Raw genomic sequence first — 17,251 nt, 5'->3', positions numbered from 1 at the left:
ACCTTTGCTGACATAAAATTATAAATTCTTAATATCCATAAATAATGGATAGGGATCCCTTTATGCGAAATATTTCAACTTTGTTAGCCCCTGCTGCCGTTGGCCCCTATTCCCAGGCGGTCTGTCATGGTGAATATCTATTCGTTTCGGGGCAGTTAGGCATTGATCCAGCCAAAGGAGAGCTGGTGGCGGACGATGCTTTGCTTCAAATGAAACAGTGCCTCAGTAATATCTCAGCGATTGCTGAGGCAGCGGGTACAGATATTTCAAAGACTATCAAGACAACAATAATGGTCACGGATTTGAGTGGTTTTGCGAAGTTGAATGACGTATATGCTACCTATTTCTCTTCTCCGTTCCCTGCTCGCGCCACGTTCGAGGTTTCCGCATTACCCAAAGGAGCCCTCGTTGCAGTAGATGCCATCGTCGCGCTGGACTGAATGTTGAATCAGTAGCCATATACAGGATATTTATGAATCTTAATCTCGGTAATCAGGATAAAGAGTGGACTCGCTGGGCGATCGGCGTGTTGCAGGGGGATGCCAATCGCTCCGCCGATACACATCTGATTCCTTTAGATTTTAACGGGCTGCCTGGGATATCGATTTATCTAAAGGATGAGTCTACTCACCCTACAGGTAGTCTGAAGCACCGCTTGGCACGATCGCTTTTCCTGTATGGCATCTGCAATGGCTGGATAAAGAAAGGTACCTTGCTAGTCGAGGCATCTTCTGGCTCAACAGCTGTCAGCGAAGCGTATTTCGCTAAGCTACTAAATCTACCCTTTACTGCAGTAATGCAGCGCTCCACTAGCTGCCAGAAAATCGATGCTATTAATCGACTAGGAGGCACATGTCACTTCGTTGACAATCCTGGCGCTATCTACACGGTCGCTGAGCAACTTGCCCGTGAAACGGGCGGCCATTATTTAGATCAGTTTACAAATGCCGAGCGCGCCACAGACTGGCGTGGCAATAATAATATCGCTGAAAGTATATTTTCCCAGATGGCAATGGAACAGGATCCTGAGCCTGCCTGGGTGGTCATGAGTGCCGGAACAGGAGGCACCTCCGCCACAATAGGGCGATACATCAAGTACAAGCATTTGAATACGCGACTCTGCGTCGTTGACGTGGAACATTCCGCTTTCTACGAATCCTTCGATACTGGGGACAAGGGGAGCATTTGCGCGACTCCATCCCGCATCGAAGGTATCGGTCGGCCTAGGGTTGAGCCCTCGTTCATCCCTGATGTCATCGATCACATGATCAAGATTCCAGACGCCGCTTCACTTGCTGCCATGCACGTTCTCTCAGAAAGATTATCACGCCGTGTGGGTGGCTCTACAGGAACGAATTTTTTTGGTGTTTGTTGTATCGCGGAGCAAATGCTTTCCCAGAAACAGACAGGTTCGATCGTATCGGTAATTTGCGATTCGGGAGATCGTTACGCCTCTACATATTACGATGCTGATTGGCTTAAAGAAGCCAATATTGACATCCGACCGTATGAGAAATATCTGAATGCGTTTCTCGATGGTAAGGGGGCGGATGTCTCGCTGATCGACCTCTGTAAAAATGTTCGAAGTGATTAGCTGTTTGTTACACCTTAGAAGCCATTAAAGTGGATGCCGCTTATGCACGTGCACAAGAAGCACCTGACTCTGTAAGAGCAGGTGCTTTTAGGACAGTAGCGATTTCTGAAGCGAGCGGACATTAGCCCACAAGCACTTCGCTGATCTGAATGATGGGCTTGAGATCGGTGTAATTGACGATGTCCGCCCCGATGGCCTTCGCATGCGGCCCGAATGCGGTCGCGAATGCGTCAAGTGATTCGAAGAAGAGATGGCCTATCGCAAGGTAGGTCGGAGCGCTTCCAGGCACTGGGCCTTGAAGGCCTTTTTCAATAGTGAAGTGGCTGCAGGCCCCGGCCATTTTCTGCTGAATCATCGTCATATGCTTTTCACGATAGTAATCGAAGTCGAAGGTAGCGCCAGCTTCATTCGGGTACAGAATGCTTACATCAATCATTGAGCGTATTCCCTTGGTTTATTGATTAACGGCGGCAACACCTACAGGGCGTTCGCCTGAGATGGTGGTTCGATGCATGAGGCGCAGGTGGCCGTCGTAGCCACCGTCTGCATTGTGAAGCGTGCAGCGGTTGTCCCACAGAGTAAGCATGTTCGGCGCCCATCGGTGACGGTAGACATATGTATCCTGCACCATGTGCTGATACAAATAACTCAGCAGCGCCGTTGATTCCCCATGAGTCAAACCCTGAATACCCAGCGTGTAGACAGGGCTCACGTAGAGGGATTTGCGACCCGTTACGGGATGTACACGTACCAGCGGGTGTGGCCAGGTTTTGTCGGCATCTTCACTGACCACTATCTTCATTGAGCGTGCTTCAGTCTCTTTTGCGAATAGGCCATTTTTGCCATAGGGCATGCTCGCAGAATGTATCGCGACGAGATGATTCATGAGTCCTTTCATCGTCTCAGAAAGGTCATCGTAGGCACGATAGCCGTCGGCAAATAGCGTATCGCCACCCACGGGCGGGGTGATTTTGGAATGCAGGATGGTTCCCGCAGGCGGCTGTTCCTGAAAGCTCCAGTCTGAGTGCCACTGGGCACCAAAGTTAACTGCCTTTTCATCAGCCTCGCGTCTGAGCTCGAGAATGTGCGGATGAGCCTCCATCGGGACGATATATGGATCTACTCCAAACTCACCAAACTGAAGAGTGAATGCCTCCAGTTGTGCGTGAGAGAGCGGCTGATCCGGGAAGTAAATTACCGAATGCCTGGCCCACGCGTCCTTCACCTCTCCTAGTACATCTGCCGCGAGTGGCTTATCAATCGAGATTCCAGTAATGCTGGCTCCGAAACCGTGAGCCTCGGGTTCCACATGAATATGCCTAAAGTTGCTGTCCATCATCGCAGTCCCTTTCTCTCGTTTTTATAAATAATCACAGGAAGACCATGGAGGGATTCTCCAATGCCAGTCCTCTGCCGTCGTTGCTACCGTGCGACAGAGAATTGATTTGGGATGCCAATACCTTGGGCGGTTGTTGTTCCTCCTTTTAGATTGTCGTGTCGAAACAAATCTTTGGCGTGTGGCGCCATTCACGCAGATTCCCCACGTACCCACACTCAGCCGGGCTGCATAGCGATTGCGCAGCAGTGATTAATAAAGATCCCGGAAAGGGCAGGGAAGGGACGAACGATGAGCGATTACGATCTGAGTTTTAAGCGCGCGCTGGCTCGGGGCGAGCTAGACAGCAGGTTCGACACGATTGTCATAGGTTCTGGCGCAGGCGGCTTAAGCACAGCCGCATTGTTGGCGCTCGAAGGACAGCGCGTTTTGGTGCTCGAACGCCACGCGGTGTTGGGTGGTTGTCTGCAATCCTTCAAACGCCAAGGCTTCGAGTGGGACGTAGGCTTGCACTACATGGGTGAGGTACACCGCAAGACGAGTGGACTCTATCGCCTTTTCGACAAGGTCTCAGGTGGGCAACTTGAATGGGCGCCCATGCCCGAAAACTACAATCGCATTATCGTAGGTGGCAATAGCTACGATCATATGGCCGGTGCACAAGCCTACAAGGATCGGCTTAAGGACTACTTTCCGAACGAAGCGAGCGCGATCGATCGTTACGTAGAGCTAGTGGGTGAGGCAAGCCGGGCTGCGAAATCCTTCTTTGGAGAGCGGGCGTTACCACGTTCAGCATCTGAGGCAGCGTTTACCAGGGCTCAGACTGCATTCATGCCACTTGCACAGCGCACAGTGCAGGATGTTCTGGACGAATTGACTGACAACGCTGACCTCAAAGCAGTCTGGTGTGGGAACTACGGCGACTACTGCAATTCCCCTGCGCAGGCCTCTTTTGCGATTCATGCAATGGTATTCAGTCACTACATCGATGGCGCTAGCTACCCCGTTGGCGGCTCGCAACGCATCGTCACGGCAATGGCCGACACGGTTCGTGCTGCAGGAGGAGCTTGCCTGGTGGCGGCAGAAGTTGTGAGCATCGAAATGTGTGATGGTTGTGTGGTGGGTGTACAAACCGCTGCTGGAAGCCAGATTCGCGCGGACAGAGTCGTCAGTGCGATTGGTATCTCTCAGACCGTACCGCTTCTGGCTCATGCTGATTCTGAACTAGCCCAGCCTTTGGGCGAGGTAACTAAGAGCATCGGTACCACTCAATGTTTTGCTGTGCTTAACCTTGGCATCGACATCGCAAACGCCGATCTGAACATTCACCCAGCCAATCTTTGGGTACATCCAAGCAACGATCTCCCAGCGAACCTCGCAAGGTACAGAGCTGATCCAGAGGGGCAGCCTATGCCCCTGCATTTCATTGCCCATCCTTCACTGCGGGATCCGAGTTGGCATGACCGTCACCCTAAGCAGAGCACGATGGATATATGCGGCCTGACTGATTGGTCAGTCTTCGAGCGTTTCACTGGCACGAAGTGGAAGCACAGAGGCGCAGAGTACGAGGACATGACGGCAAGACTGAGCGAAGACCTCATGGCCGTAGCGTTGGAACATTATCCTCAGATCGGTGGAAGCATTGCTCATGCCGAGTTGGCTACACCTCTGACCTTCAACCACTTTCTAAACCGTAGCCATGGTAATTTCATGGGATATGAGCAAACACCGCTGCGTTTTGCACAACGCTGGATGCGCGCACACGGCCCTGTTAAAGGGCTGTTCTTCGGCGGGCAAGATGTGACGGCTGCCGGAGTCAGTGGCGCGATGGTGAGTGGGCTGGTTGCGGCGAGTGCCGTTCTTGGACGTGACCTTTTTCGGGAGCTTTAGTCCTCAAGTTCGCGCCGCGTCGAATCGGCATTACACGGCGTCCTCTGGTGGTCAAAACTCTCAGTACTGTTGATTGCAGGGGCCTTTCCTCCTGCAGACAAGCTGCTTATTAATTCAAGGCGCAGCGCACTAGGTGATTTACCGAAATGACCTCGCACAGCATGCGAAAATGCGCTGGGCTCTGCGTAGCCCAGCCGCTCTGCTAGCATCACAAGCGGCAGATTGGGGTCAGCTAGTCCTTCCAATGCTTCACCCATACGCACCGCTTCCAGTAGTAAACGGAAGGATGAACCGCGCTCAGCCAATCGGCGCTGAAGAGTGCGCCTGCTCAGATCCAGCGAGCGCGCAACGTTATCGCAATTCGCTTGCGCAAATCCCTGCGCAGCGATGGCAGCACTTACGTAATCGACGAGCGTGTCCGAGTGCCCTTGGGTTTTAAGCATCATTTCCGCGCGACCGAGTACGATGCGAAGCAGTGTTGGATCGGCGGCGTGCCAAGGTAAGTCCAACAGTTCATCGTCAAATACGACGCGAGCGTGCTCCACTCCAAGAATGACAGGACATCCAAAATAGACTTGGTAGCGGTCTGCTAAACACGCGTCAGTGCCTGGTAGCTCAATTCTGATTGGTCTACGGTCAGCCGGCATACAGTTGTAGAGAAGACGCATGTACGCGGCAAAAAGCGAATCGATTTGTGCGGGATGCATGGCCACAGGACTTGGTGCTGCGTGGTAGGCCAGCACTACACCGTTGTTGGTAGCAGGTTCTACAAAAAAGCGGCCAGAGTTGCTAACTAATTGCTGCAGCCTAACCGTGTGGGCGAGTGCTTGGCGTAGTGAGCCACTGTGCATCAACACCAGCGCTACGACATTCATTGACTGCAGCGGCAATGCTACGCCAACCTTCAAGCCGAGCAGCGGATCTTGGGACAGTTGCATCGCTCGTTGCCAAAGCCTTCTCACCTGCACGAGCTGCAGCTGCTTGGTAGGCGCCACGTCTTGCCAGTGTTGAGTCCAGGGAGCACCCAAGCGGAAAGGTTCGATGCCTTGCCGAGTGAGTTCCTCTATGACACCTATAAGCCAGGTAACGCTGACGGTGAGAGGTCGAATCATAGTAAGTCCTTTATCCGCCTTACGATGCTTGGTTAAAAAGATAAACTCAGCTGTATAGGCTCAGTATTGCTCTCTTACATTGGAATTCAGCAAGGCAATATGAAGAATTTTTGTATGCGTCCGGCCAAGTCATCTATCCAGCTCCGCAAAGCCCAGACATGGTGTGCACTTAAATTTAAGTGGACACCAGTTCTAGCCTTTTAAGCGGGTATTTCATGCAGCCAACACGCCGTTCCTACTCTAAGTCCTTCAAAGCCAAAGTCATTCAAGAGTGTGCCCAGCCAGGGGCTTCGATTGCCAGCATCGCACTCAGCCATGACCTCAATACAGTAAGCGTCTGCCCAACACACCTTGCGAACGTTTGAATACGACGTGAACAGTCATTTTTCTCACGCTTGACTCCTTCCTCATGCCCACGCTTGGCCCACACCGTCCCATGCCAGCAATCGATCAGAACAACCGTTGGAATGGCTTGTTTAGTATGAGACAAAGACACTTTTCAGGAGCGCCTTAACATGGAGGCTACACGTATGGACGAAGTCATAAGTTATCGAGAAGCAACAGAAAAGGACGCGCCAACGATTTGTGAGTTGGGACAATTGCTCAACTCGGTTCACCATGCTGCACGCCCTGATATCTACGCCGCTGCAACCCCTGAACCTACGCGCGACCTGCCACACTGGATGAGTTTTTTTGACAATACGGCACAGATTGTTTTTATAGCGCATGTAGGCCTCCAAGCGGCAGGTTTTATCACTGCCAGCATATCGTCAAGCTCCGGGCCACTGATGAAACCGCTGAGCTTCGTGCGCATTGGATCTGTGTGTGTAGCAGAGAGATATTGGGGGAAGAGTATCGGGCGGGGCCTTGTCCAAAACGTTCAAAAATGGGCTGCTGAGCGCGACGCTAAAGACATCAGACTGTCGGTCTGGGCTTTCAATGCACCGGCAATTCGGTTGTATGCAGAACTGGGGTTCGAGATTCGTGCATTCGAGATGGGAATGCGCCTCTAACAAGCCTTGCATTGGTTTTCCACAGCCCACTTATATGGCAGTAGATCGCTAATTTCTCGCCCGCTGCGTCGGCAAACGTGTGAGAACGGTAAGCGTCGGTTAACACACATTACTTGGAAAACGTTAAGTAGGAGCAAACCAGGCCATAGTGATATCGGCAATCAAAGTGCCGTCTGGCAGTAGGATTCGCTTTTGTAAGCGTCCTTCCTCAACAAAGCCAAATTTTTCGTACAGGCGCCGGGCACGCGAATTGGTTTCACGCACCCGTAGCTCGATCTTAAGTAGGCCGGGCCGGGCTTGGGCCCATTCCAGAAGCGCGGTCATGAGTGCTTGGCCCACACCTTGCCCCAGGTTATTGGGATGCACAACGATAGTCAGACTATATACGTGTGCGAGTGCTTCAAGCCTATGAGGCTCAAGTAGCGCATGACCGACCACCAAGCCGTTTCGTTCTGCCACCACATACAGACCCTCACGAGTTAATACGTTGATTTTGTCCTCAAAGGATTTACAGCTGAATTCACTCGGACGGGAGATCAGCAGCCCAGGCGACCGAGCAGTTTCTCGTTCAGCGTTGCACAGCACAACTGCGTCAGTGATCAACGCGTTTCGAATGGCTAGGTCGTTCAAGCCACACCTCTATTATAAGCGTCCGCCAAACGCACCTTGCGCAATTGGCCGGGCGCCATCTAACCGTCTCAATACCTTTATTCTCGCTTTACTTCAGTTGCTTCTCAAAACGAATGTCACCTTCTGGTAGGTTCTTCACGGGCTGCCAGCCAAGGTTTCTATAGAATCCGCTCGCACGGCTTGCTTCAGCGGTTTCTAACCATATCTTCTGATGGCGTTGAAATAGAAAAGTCTCTGCTTTGTGCATCAGATTGCGCCCCAACCCGTACCCTTCGAATTCCGGCAAGACGAAGACCGCGAACACGCAACCATCTTCAATATCGACCATCGAAAAACCGACTGGAACACCACTGACCTCCGCGACCCAAGCGCACTGAGTCTCTGAAATTGCCTGACTTATAGCTTCAGGCGTTATGCCTATCTCCGTTAACTGATCTTGGGATAAGTGATTTTCCCGAACACTGGTTCGAATCTTAAAAATCGCATCGATATCGGCAAGTTTGGCAAGCCGGATTACTGCGTCCATGGCATCTTCCTTTTTTCTATCCCTGTGATGGAAGCATCCTTACATATCCGGGCTATCAAGGGTGGCTCCAATTGTGTGGCAACAACTCCCCAATCTCACTTGCCCGCTGTGTCGGCAGTCGTGTCAGCACATCCTTCAGATATGCAAACGGATCATGCCCATTCATACGCGCCGATTGGATCAGACTCATGATCGCCGCCGCCCGCTTACCACTGCGCAACGAACCGGCGAACAACCAGTTGGAGCGCCCAAGAGCCCATGGCCTGATCTGGTTTTCGACGGCATTGTTATCTATAGGCACAGCACCGTCTTCAAGGTAGCGCGTCAGCGCTACCCAGCGTTTAAGACTGTAATCCAAGGCTTTGGCTATTGCTGATCCGTTGGGCACAAGATCGCGATGAGTCAGCATCCACTCGTGCAGTGCTTTCGCCAACGGCGCTGCTTTTTCTTGCCGTATTCGGCGGCGATCCTCATCACTCATCTCGCGCGCCTGGCGCTCAACTTCGTACAGACCGCCAATCGAGTGCAGTGCCTGTCCGGCCAGTTGGCTTTTATTCGCCGCGTGCAGATCGAAAAACTTGCGACGCGCATGAGCCATGCAGCCAATTTCGGTCATGCCTTTCTCGAAACCGGCTTTGTAGCCAGCAAAGTTATCGCACACCAGCTTGCCATTCCAGGAACCAAGGAAGTTACGCGCATGCTCACCGGCGCGACTCGGGCTGAAGTCATAGACGACCGCCTTAAGTGCCGAAAACGGTGTAGTGCAGTAAGCCCAAACATAGGCTCGATGGGTTTTCTTTTCACCGGGCGCAAGCATCTGCACCGGCGTCTCGTCGGCGTGGACAACTCGTTGCGCTAGAACCGTTTCTCGTAAAGCATCAACCAGTGCCTGAAGCTGTACACCGGTCTGTCCGACCCATTGAGCCAGTGTTGAGCGCGGGATCGCTAAACCGGCGCGTCCAAATATTTTCTCCTGCCGGTACAGCGGCAAGTGATCAGCAAACTTCGCCACCATCACATGAGCCAGCAAACCTGCGGTCGGAATCCCCTTGTCGATCACTTGAGCCGGAACTGGCGCTTGGATCAGTGTTTCGCACTGACGGCAGGCCCATTTTCCACGCACATGCTGTTCGACGGTGAACACGCCCGGCGTGTAATCCAACTTCTCGCTCACGTCCTCGCCGATGCGCTGAAGCTGGCAGCCGCAAGAGCATTGCGTGTTTTCCGGTTCGTGATGAATCACGGTACGTGGAAACTGGGCTGGCAGCGGTGCACGCTTGGGTTTTTGACGTGTTTGCTCAGGAGCCGGGGCCGGCAAGAGTGCGCTCAATTCGGCGTCGATAGCTTCAAGATCAGTATTGAGCAAGTCGTCAAGCAAGTTGCCTTGCTCGGGGGTGATCTGCTCACTGCGTTTGGCAAACCTATGCCGCTTGAGGACGGCAATTTCATGAGTCAGCTGTTCGATGAGGATCTGATCGTGATGGATCTTCCTACCCATGGTGTCGACCTTCGACATCAACTGCGCTGCTAACGCACGCAGTTGGTCGGAGGTCATTTGGTCGAGGTTGGGCAAGGAAGTCATGCCCTGGATTTTACCAAAGCAGATCGCTGGCGACAGCACACCAAGACGCGAATTACATTTTTAAAGCAGTGTGATGGTGCCTCCTGCGCCGACACGCTGCCAAGGCAGGCCAAGCACCAGGGCCTGAAGTTGTTCGGCGTCCAGTTCCATCTCGCAACCTTGTCGAATACCTGGCCAGTGAAACTTACCCTGGTTCAACCGTCGTGCGGCCAGCCAGACACCAATCCCATCATGCACCAGGACTTTCATGCGGGTAGCACGGCGATTGGCGAACAGATAAGCACAGTGCGGCTTCGCCGCACCGAACACCGCAATCACCTTGGCCAGAGCGGTCTCGGTGCCAGCACGCATATCCATGGGCTCGGTGGCGAGCCAGATGCTGTCGATGCGGATCATAGGGCAAATCCACGGACAAACTGAGCACAGCCCTCGGGATCGGAAGCGGGCCATTTCACCGTGATGGTTTGCTCGCCAAATGGCAGCTCAATAACCGCCGACGCTTGAGCCTTTGGCTTGGGATTGACCGGCGCGACGTTGACGGGAACAAACGCTGGCAACACGACTGCTTGCTGATCACGAAAAATCGGTAACCAGCGGCGTACGACATTAGCGTTGATACCGTGACTCATCGCGATGGCCGCCACGGAAACACCAGGCTGTTGGCATTCGTGAGCCACTTGGGCTTTAAAGGATTTTGAGTAGGACTTACGTTCACGCATGGCGATCCTGATATTAAGGGTAATTGCGTCCGCTTAAATTACGCGGACACAATCGACCTTAATGCCGGGGTTCGGAAGGTGTGTTCGCCGGCCCCTTACTCAATACAAACCTCGTCCACAAATGGATTCGCCTGCAAACGCAGAACAGTACCGCGCTGAAACCTGCCTTTTTTCCGCTCCACATGCCATTGGCCGGAGCAAATACGCAAGCTGCATCGTTGAGTATCTGTGTTGAAATCCAGCACCCGCGTGGCTCTGTCAAAGTGAGCTGGCCGACTGAAAGTGCTGCTGCCTGCGCGACCTTTCTTCGAGACTTGCTGCGATGATGCGCATCGATTCCATCTGGCTCGCCACCGAGCCGATGGACATGCGCGCCGGTACTGAGACGGCGTTGGCCAGGGTGATCACGGTGTTCGGTGCAGCGAAGCCGCACTGTGCTTATCTGTTCGCCAACCGCCGCACGAATCGTATGAAAGTGTTGGTGCATGACGGCTTCGGAATATGGCTGGCGGCGCGCCGGTTAAACCAAGGCAAGTTTCACTGGCCTGGTATTCGCAATGGCTCTGAAATGGAGCTGGATACCGAGCAACTTCAAGCATTGGTGCTGGGTCTGCCATGGCAACGCGCAGGCTCTGGCGGCTTGATCACACTGCTTTAACGGCTGCCATTAGCCTATCGGTCTATCGCCGCAAAACGCCTGCTCTGGCAAAATTCGGCGCATGACTTCTTCTCCCCAATCTCAACCAAATGACTCCTGACCAACTGCGTGCCTTAGCTGCGCAGTTGATGCAGCGTGTCGAGACGCTCGACCACCAGGTCGACACTCTGGGCAAGACAGTCGAGACCATGGACAAGAAGATCCACCACGACCAAACACTCATCGAAAAACTGACCCATGAGATCGCCAACTCAAGCGCTTGAAGTTTGCCAAGCGCAGCGAGCAGATGAATCCCGAGCAGGCCAGTTTGCTCGATGACCTGATCGACACCGATATCGCGGCAATTGAAGCAGAGTTTCAAAGCTTGCAGGTAGTGATAACTCTGACCGAGAAAAAACAGAAACCCAAGCGCACTGCATTGCCGGCTGAGTTTCCATGCACGCTGATCCATCACGAACCTGACAACACTCACTGCCCATGCGGCTGCGCCCTGAAGCGCATCGGCGAGGACGTCAGCGAAAAGCTGGATACACACCGGGCGTGTTCAACGTCGAGCGTCATGTGCGTGGCAAATGGGTCTGCGATGACTGCGAAACGTTGATCCAGGCACCGGTTCCGGCCCAGATCATCGACAAGGGTATCCCAACCGCCGGGCTGCTGGCCCACGTCATGATTGCCAAGTTTGCCGACCACCTGCCGCTTTACCGTCAGCGGAAAACGGGCGGCGGCGATCATGAGCTTGATCCAGTCGGCGCGGCTCAACGGGCATGATCCGTATGCTTATTTGAAGGACGTCCTCACGCGCCTGCCGACGCAGCGGGCGAGCGAAATCGATCAGTTACTGCCGCATAGGTGGCATCCGGTCTATTTACGCAAGGCGTGATGCCGGAGGCATACTTCTAACCATCATCGATACAGACTGATTACCCAACAGATACAAGGGTAGATCCGCCCCAAATGATCGCTTGCGCCACTATCACATTTTGCCCATTGAAGGTGACAGCAGGGCTACCATAGAGCTGGTAACCCATCTGCAATGCAGCACTCACACGGTGACAGAAAGCTGCATCGTCAGGGCCAGTAAGAATACGATAAATTGGCAGATCGTCCGGTGGTACGGTCACATGCGAACTCCTCTAACATAGGGTGGTTCTGGCTCAAGATTGCTCATGTAGGGCATAGGTTATCGGCTTGCGTATCTTGAGTTCTGAAATAGATTACACCACTCGTGTGACACTGCCATTTTGAAGAAAATGTACCCATCCTCAGCGCGCACTTTACAAGGCGGGTTGCCCAGGAGCTTACGCTGGGCGCTTACCGTAATTGCATGAGTTTGACCACCCAGTTGCATTGCCACTAACCCTTCGCTTGCATTCGATTTGTTCACCACGCGCCGTAGTGACGGCCGACAGAGAACAACAATTTCCCCGAGGTGGAAGAAAGACACCAACATGAAGAATTCCTTGGCGCGCTTGAAAAGCAATTTGACGCAGCGCTACTCTCACATGCTACTTGCCTCCACTAAAAACTATATAGGACGTTGTGAACATGGAACTCGTCCCTCGGATAGCATCTGCTCCACTGATCTTTCTAAACGACGGCGTACAAATTCCGCAACTCGGCTTCGGGGTCTGGAAACTAGATGATGCGCAGGCTTACGAGGCGGCCAAAGCTGCATTGGCAGCTGGTTACCGGCATATCGATACAGCGGTGAGCTACGGTAACGAAGCCGGAGTTGGTCGCGCCGTCGCTGAAAGCGAACTACCCAGGGAACGAATTTTTATCACCACCAAGCTATGGAATACCGACCAGGGCTTCGACAGCACCCTACGAGCTTTCGACGTCAGTATGCAGCGCCTAGGACTCGAAACCTTGGATCTGTACCTCATTCATTGGGCCATCCCGAAGAAAGGTGCGTATCGTGAGACTTGGAAAGCCTTCGTGCGCTTGAAGCAGGAAGGTCGAGTGCGTTCCATTGGTGTGTCGAACTTCAATGTGGAGCATCTGACTAACATCATGGATGACACCGGCGTGGTGCCGTCAGTCAACCAGATCGAAGTCCATCCTGATTTTAACCAGGCCAACCTGAGCAAGTGGTGCCACCAGCAAGGCATTATCACCGCGTCCTGGAGCCCGTTGGGCCAAGGTGGCGAGTTGCTGAAAATGCCCCTGTTCGCCGAAATCGCCCAGCGCCACGGCAAAACACCTGCCCATGTCATCCTTCGCTGGCACCTGCAAAATGGCCATGTGCCGATCTCGCGCTCCACCAATACTCAGCGCATGGCGGCTAACCTTGATATATTCAATTTTGAGCTGAGCAGCGACGAGCTTGAGGCGATTGCACAGCTCAAGCAAACCGGCCGCCTGGGGCCTGACCCTGAGACCATAGAAATGGGCCTCTGAGCCCAAATCTGAGATTGAGGTGTTGCAGCTGACCGAAAACTGACCCGGTAAAGGCTGTTCTGCCGACTGAAAACTGCCCCCCTGCTGATGCATGTCTACACGAGGTAAGTTAGGTAGACGCATACCCTAATCCCATCGGAGTGCGTCATGTTCAGCCATATCACAATCGGCACCAACGACCTCGCCAGCGCTACAAACTCCTATGGGCGGCTACTTGCACCGCTAGGCATCACGTTGCTTGCCCTCAAGCACAATCCTGAACGCGCTCTATTCACCCAAAGCACGACTGACTCAGGTACGGCGTTCTGCATCTATAGCCCTCTAAATGGCGAACGCGCGACGCCAGGTAACGGGTCGATGGTTGCGTTCGAAGCCCAAACGCGGGCGCAGGTTGATGACTTTCACGCGATCGCTATGGCTAATGGGGCATCAGACGAAGGCGCACCAGGACTGCGTCTTCAGTACTCTGCAGATTATTACGGTGCTTATATCAGAGACCCCGACGGCAACAAGATATGTTGCGTATGCCACAGCGGTGACTGACCTTCGACTTCTGCGCTGATGAGGTTGCCGACTCAGCGGGTTCTTACCTGAGTCACGCAAGGTGACTTGGGCAGACGCTTACGAATGTTTAGCACGGCAGACATGAATATTCCAAGGCTATCGCGGACGCGTTTAAGAGCTGAGTGAGCGGCGCGAATGGGGAACGAAGGGGAGGGACTGAATTGTGCGATGCATCTTGATTGTTCACTAACGGGCAGTTCGTGGCTGCTCGTTAGTGAACGATGTGCTCATCAGATTTTTACAGGTTCGCCTAGAACGTGCATCAGGCGATTCGCCCATCCGAAGATGGCTGTGGCCAGCACAAGGTCGACGACCCCAAGCGTATCAAAGCCAAGCTCTTTCAAGGCGTCGGCATGCCGCGTAGTCAGCACTGGGGGTGACTTGGCCAGCTCGACCGCAAAGTCGAACAACGCCTGAGGCCTATCATCCAATTGCGCTTCGGTTTCGTCGGCAAAGATTTTTGCGACCAGCTCTGTACTTTTGGTCAACTGATTGTATCGGGCGCCGTGTACTGCTGCGCAGTAGACGCATCGATTGACGATTGAGGAACCAATCGCTCCCAGTTCACGCTCAGCTGGAGGCAAGCCGGCGCGACCGTACATGATGGCGTTAAACAAAGGGGATCGTACCGCGAGCGATTCAGGGTCATGAGCAAGAGTGAGCACATACTCCGAGATTTTCTTGCTCGATGGGGTCACTTTCATCGCATCGAGCTGCTCTTGGCTTGCGCTTTCCAACTCAACAGGCTTGATGTACGGCGACCAGTGAGGCACCGATACCGTGAAGTTATGCACGACTTGGCTCATTCGATTTCTCCCGCGATTTTAAATCCAGCAACGACCCGAAGCTGATAGTTAACGAACGCAATAACCTCAGTCAGCCTCACGATATCCGGCTCTGTGATTCCGACAGTCTTCAATGTGTCGATGTCTTGCTTGGTCGCTTCGCGCGGCTTTTGAGTAACCAGATCAGTGAATCGGATGATTGCCATGAAGCGCTCATCCCCATAGGCGGTCTGCTGAGGATTGGCCGCAACGTAAAGTCCTTCGTCGCCATCCGCTGATTCAAGACACACATGATAGTGATCAGCCAGTTCTTCAGAATCGCTCAACCTGGCGATTCGTTCCGCAAGCGCTGCACGCTCTGCATGTGATAGACCACCCGGATCTTTAGGAATGATCACAGCATCATGGCTCGCTTGACTGAGGGCCATAATTTCCGAGCGCTGCGCAATGGCCATCGCGATTGGAGAGTTTTCGTTTGCGCCAACAAGACGCTCGATAATATTCGGAGTAAGCATATAAGTTCCAATGGTTAGCGACGCGTAACTTCCTGAGTACAGCTATGCTGGACAGGACCGCAAATGTTCGCCCTAGGTTAAAGAACGCTCGCAAGCGAAACGAATTTCGTGGTCATGAACGCATCCAGTGCCCCAGGGCCTCCTTCGGTTCCGTATCCGGAATCTTTTACGCCGCCAAATGGGTGTTCGGGCAGGGCTACGCTGTGATGGTTGATCGAGATGGCGCCAGACTCGATGCCGTTGAATAGCTTATTGGCCGAACTGAGTGATCGTGTATAGGCGTATGCAGAGAGGCCATAGGGCAATCTGTTCGCTTCCTTGATGGCTTCGTCGATGTCGTCGAAGGAATTGATCAAAGCAATCGGGCCGAAAGGTTCATCGATCATCGCCAGGGCGGTCACCGGCACATTTGTCAAAACGGTAGGTTCGAAAAAATAACCTCTATCGCCTACGCGATTACCGCCAGTCTCAAGCTTCGCACCCTGCGATACGGCGTCAGCCACGAGCTCTTCTGTCGCTTTAAGACGCCCACGATGTGCCATAGGGCCCATATTTACCTGGGGGTCGAGACCGTCACCTACCTTGATCGCTCGCGCTCCGTCTACGAAGCGGCTAACGAACTCGTCGAACACTTTCGAATGAACGAGGAAGCGAGTGGGGGAAACACAAACCTGGCCTGCGTTGCGGTATTTGGCCGCGACAGAAATCTTGACGGCTGTGGCGATGTCCGCGTCATCCATTACGATCACAGGTGCGTGGCCACCCAGTTCCATCGTGGATCGCTTCATATGAAGCCCTGCAAGGCTCGCAAGCTTTTTGCCTACTGGCGTCGATCCGGTGAACGTTACTTTCCGGATAGAAGGATGGGCGATCAAATGCTCAGAAATTTGGCCCGAATCGCCAAACAACAGGTTGACGGCTCCAGGAGAGACGCCAGCGTCAGCGAACGCCTTGACCAACTCGACTGCACATGTAGGTGCCTCTGTTGCACCCTTCAAAATGATCGAGCAGCCAGCGGCAAGTGCACCGGCGACTTTTTTAACCGCTTGAATAAGTGGGAAATTCCATGGGGCGAATCCCACTACAGGTCCGATAGGCTCCATCAGGGTGAATTGATGAACACCTAACGCGCGAGATGGGATGACGCGCCCATACGTACGCCTGCCTTCTTCTGCGTGCCAGTCGATTGTGTCTGCGGTTGCGCCGACTTCACCCATCGCTTCCGCCAAGGGCTTCCCGTGCTCTATGGTTAGGGTACGGGCAATATGTTCCGCGCGCTCACGAATCAAATTCGCGGCTTTGTGCATAATCGTCGCGCGCTCAAGTGCGCTGACCTGCTTCCAAGCAGCGAAACCTTTTTCGGCAGCGATCGCCGCGTCTTCGATATCAGTCAAGCTAGCTTTCGCAATGAGTCCGATCTGCTCTTCAGTTGCCGGATTGACTACAGGGATCGATTCATTGGGATGCGTGTTACGCCATACACCGCCAATAAACAGTGGTATTTGTTCCATGATCACCTCTCAGTTGCTAATGGTTTTGACGTCCCACGGCTTGGCTAAAAACTCAAAGTGGTGCTGAGCTACGCGCGATTTACGACACCTGGGCTTCAATAAAAATATAGGGCATCTGACCCCGAAACTTTTTCTGTTTTTTTGCAGAAAACATTCGTGTGTTAGAAGCTATTTCCATGAATAGAAGTGATATTGAAAAATATATGTGAATGGCGTGTTGTCGATGATTTCCTATCGACTACTTGGAAGGTTTTTCTCGTGGTTGTGAAGCGGCCCGTCGACGATGCCAGCGCCCAAAAGCACTGTGAGAGTTTATCGACCGCTTTTGCTTTCAGGTGAACAGCGTAATTGCGCCCGTCAGCCGCGACGCTATTGTCATCAAGAGTGAGAGCAGCACCGCCCACTTGATGGTG

At 53.2% G+C, this 17,251-nt stretch carries 21 protein-coding genes and 1 pseudogene; 10 read left to right on the top strand and 12 right to left on the bottom strand.

The window, feature by feature from the left end; translation table 11 throughout:
* The first annotated feature begins 62 nt into the window (after positions 1-62).
* Positions 63-440 carry a Rid family detoxifying hydrolase gene (locus JWR98_RS05230; RefSeq protein WP_205489438.1) on the top strand — a complete coding sequence of 126 codons (378 nt, stop codon included), beginning with the start codon at positions 63-65 and terminating at the stop codon, positions 438-440.
* Positions 441-472: 32 nt separating this feature from the next.
* Complete coding sequence (locus JWR98_RS05225) at positions 473-1,594, top strand: PLP-dependent cysteine synthase family protein (RefSeq protein ID WP_205489437.1); 1,122 nt, start codon at positions 473-475, stop codon at positions 1,592-1,594.
* Positions 1,595-1,715: 121 nt separating this feature from the next.
* Here the strand turns inward: JWR98_RS05225 and JWR98_RS05220 are convergent, their stop codons facing one another.
* The gene (locus JWR98_RS05220) at positions 1,716-2,030 is read right to left on the bottom strand and encodes an EthD family reductase (protein WP_205489436.1); all 315 of its coding nucleotides are present in this window, start codon (positions 2,028-2,030) and stop codon (positions 1,716-1,718) included.
* 18 nt (positions 2,031-2,048) lie between these two features.
* The gene (locus tag JWR98_RS05215) at positions 2,049-2,933 is read right to left on the bottom strand and encodes a TauD/TfdA dioxygenase family protein (RefSeq protein WP_205489435.1); all 885 of its coding nucleotides are present in this window, start codon (positions 2,931-2,933) and stop codon (positions 2,049-2,051) included.
* A gap of 288 nt (positions 2,934-3,221) precedes the next feature.
* Here JWR98_RS05215 and JWR98_RS05210 point away from each other — a divergent pair, with 288 nt between their 5' ends.
* Positions 3,222-4,820 carry a phytoene desaturase family protein gene (locus JWR98_RS05210; RefSeq protein WP_205489434.1) on the top strand — a complete coding sequence of 533 codons (1,599 nt, stop codon included), beginning with the start codon at positions 3,222-3,224 and terminating at the stop codon, positions 4,818-4,820.
* Here JWR98_RS05210 and JWR98_RS05205 read toward each other — a convergent pair.
* Positions 4,817-5,932, bottom strand: a complete 1,116-nt coding sequence (locus JWR98_RS05205) for an AraC family transcriptional regulator (protein ID WP_205489433.1) — start codon at positions 5,930-5,932, stop codon at positions 4,817-4,819. The two genes, JWR98_RS05210 and JWR98_RS05205, sit on opposite strands and share 4 nt — an antisense overlap.
* A 215-nt stretch (positions 5,933-6,147) precedes the next feature.
* Between JWR98_RS05205 and JWR98_RS05200 the strand changes: the two genes are divergently transcribed.
* Entirely contained in the window at positions 6,148-6,297 is a 150-nt protein-coding gene (locus tag JWR98_RS05200) for a transposase (RefSeq protein WP_225908578.1), read from the top strand.
* A gap of 165 nt (positions 6,298-6,462) precedes the next feature.
* Positions 6,463-6,945: a GNAT family N-acetyltransferase gene (locus JWR98_RS05195; RefSeq protein ID WP_205489432.1), complete on the top strand. Its 483-nt coding sequence runs from the start codon at positions 6,463-6,465 to the stop codon at positions 6,943-6,945.
* A 123-nt stretch (positions 6,946-7,068) separates the two neighbouring features.
* On the opposite strand, the gene JWR98_RS05190 is transcribed toward JWR98_RS05195, so the two are convergent.
* The 5 genes from JWR98_RS05190 to tnpA all read right to left on the bottom strand — a co-directional run bounded on the left by JWR98_RS05190 (position 7,069) and on the right by tnpA (position 10,402).
* On the bottom strand, positions 7,069-7,575 hold the full coding sequence (locus JWR98_RS05190) for a GNAT family N-acetyltransferase (protein WP_205489431.1): 507 nt from the start codon (positions 7,573-7,575) through the stop codon (positions 7,069-7,071).
* An 88-nt stretch (positions 7,576-7,663) separates the two neighbouring features.
* The gene (locus tag JWR98_RS05185) at positions 7,664-8,101 is read right to left on the bottom strand and encodes a GNAT family N-acetyltransferase (RefSeq protein WP_205489430.1); all 438 of its coding nucleotides are present in this window, start codon (positions 8,099-8,101) and stop codon (positions 7,664-7,666) included.
* 55 nt (positions 8,102-8,156) lie between these two features.
* On the bottom strand, positions 8,157-9,683 hold the full coding sequence (tnpC, locus tag JWR98_RS05180; protein WP_205489477.1) for an IS66 family transposase: 1,527 nt from the start codon (positions 9,681-9,683) through the stop codon (positions 8,157-8,159).
* A gap of 60 nt (positions 9,684-9,743) precedes the next feature.
* Entirely contained in the window at positions 9,744-10,079 is a 336-nt protein-coding gene (gene tnpB, locus JWR98_RS29285; protein WP_225908577.1) for an IS66 family insertion sequence element accessory protein TnpB, read from the bottom strand.
* The gene (gene tnpA, locus JWR98_RS05170; protein ID WP_205489429.1) at positions 10,076-10,402 is read right to left on the bottom strand and encodes an IS66-like element accessory protein TnpA; all 327 of its coding nucleotides are present in this window, start codon (positions 10,400-10,402) and stop codon (positions 10,076-10,078) included. Before tnpA ends, tnpB (JWR98_RS29285) begins: the two co-directional genes overlap by 4 nt.
* Before the next feature lie 322 nt (positions 10,403-10,724).
* Between tnpA and tnpB (JWR98_RS29280) the strand changes: the two genes are divergently transcribed.
* The 3 genes and pseudogenes from tnpB (JWR98_RS29280) to JWR98_RS05155 all read left to right on the top strand — a co-directional run bounded on the left by tnpB (JWR98_RS29280) (position 10,725) and on the right by JWR98_RS05155 (position 11,943).
* Positions 10,725-11,060 carry an IS66 family insertion sequence element accessory protein TnpB gene (gene tnpB, locus JWR98_RS29280; RefSeq protein ID WP_225908576.1) on the top strand — a complete coding sequence of 112 codons (336 nt, stop codon included), beginning with the start codon at positions 10,725-10,727 and terminating at the stop codon, positions 11,058-11,060.
* A gap of 128 nt (positions 11,061-11,188) precedes the next feature.
* Positions 11,189-11,786 (top strand): annotated as a pseudogene (locus tag JWR98_RS05160) (transposase domain-containing protein); the annotation flags it as partial.
* A 7-nt stretch (positions 11,787-11,793) separates the two neighbouring features.
* Complete coding sequence (locus JWR98_RS05155; protein ID WP_205489428.1) at positions 11,794-11,943, top strand: transposase domain-containing protein; 150 nt, start codon at positions 11,794-11,796, stop codon at positions 11,941-11,943.
* A 40-nt stretch (positions 11,944-11,983) separates the two neighbouring features.
* On the opposite strand, the gene JWR98_RS05150 is transcribed toward JWR98_RS05155, so the two are convergent.
* Positions 11,984-12,184, bottom strand: coding sequence for a DUF1737 domain-containing protein (locus JWR98_RS05150; RefSeq protein WP_205489427.1), 201 nt, complete (start codon positions 12,182-12,184; stop codon positions 11,984-11,986).
* A 424-nt stretch (positions 12,185-12,608) separates the two neighbouring features.
* On the opposite strand from JWR98_RS05150, the gene JWR98_RS05145 reads away from it, so the two are divergent.
* Positions 12,609-13,463 (top strand): aldo/keto reductase, encoded by an 855-nt coding sequence (locus tag JWR98_RS05145; RefSeq protein WP_205489426.1) that lies wholly within the window; start codon positions 12,609-12,611, stop codon positions 13,461-13,463.
* A gap of 147 nt (positions 13,464-13,610) precedes the next feature.
* Positions 13,611-14,006, top strand: a complete 396-nt coding sequence (locus JWR98_RS05140) for a VOC family protein (protein ID WP_205489425.1) — start codon at positions 13,611-13,613, stop codon at positions 14,004-14,006.
* A gap of 251 nt (positions 14,007-14,257) precedes the next feature.
* On the opposite strand, the gene JWR98_RS05135 is transcribed toward JWR98_RS05140, so the two are convergent.
* The 3 genes from JWR98_RS05135 to JWR98_RS05125 all read right to left on the bottom strand — a co-directional run bounded on the left by JWR98_RS05135 (position 14,258) and on the right by JWR98_RS05125 (position 16,838).
* Positions 14,258-14,833, bottom strand: a complete 576-nt coding sequence (locus tag JWR98_RS05135) for a peroxidase-related enzyme (RefSeq protein ID WP_205489424.1) — start codon at positions 14,831-14,833, stop codon at positions 14,258-14,260.
* Positions 14,830-15,327, bottom strand: coding sequence for a CMD domain-containing protein (locus JWR98_RS05130; protein WP_205489423.1), 498 nt, complete (start codon positions 15,325-15,327; stop codon positions 14,830-14,832). The genes JWR98_RS05135 and JWR98_RS05130 overlap by 4 nt, the downstream gene beginning before the upstream one ends.
* A 77-nt stretch (positions 15,328-15,404) precedes the next feature.
* Positions 15,405-16,838 carry an NAD-dependent succinate-semialdehyde dehydrogenase gene (locus JWR98_RS05125; protein ID WP_225908575.1) on the bottom strand — a complete coding sequence of 478 codons (1,434 nt, stop codon included), beginning with the start codon at positions 16,836-16,838 and terminating at the stop codon, positions 15,405-15,407.
* Positions 16,839-17,251 lie beyond the last annotated feature (413 nt).

Origin of the sequence: Pseudomonas lactucae (assembly GCF_016937615.1) — a bacterium.
In the GTDB taxonomy this organism is placed as follows: Bacteria; Pseudomonadota; Gammaproteobacteria; order Pseudomonadales; family Pseudomonadaceae; genus Aquipseudomonas; species Aquipseudomonas lactucae.
Note: the sequence above shows the minus strand (reverse complement) of the source record. Positions and strands in the feature narration are given on the sequence as shown.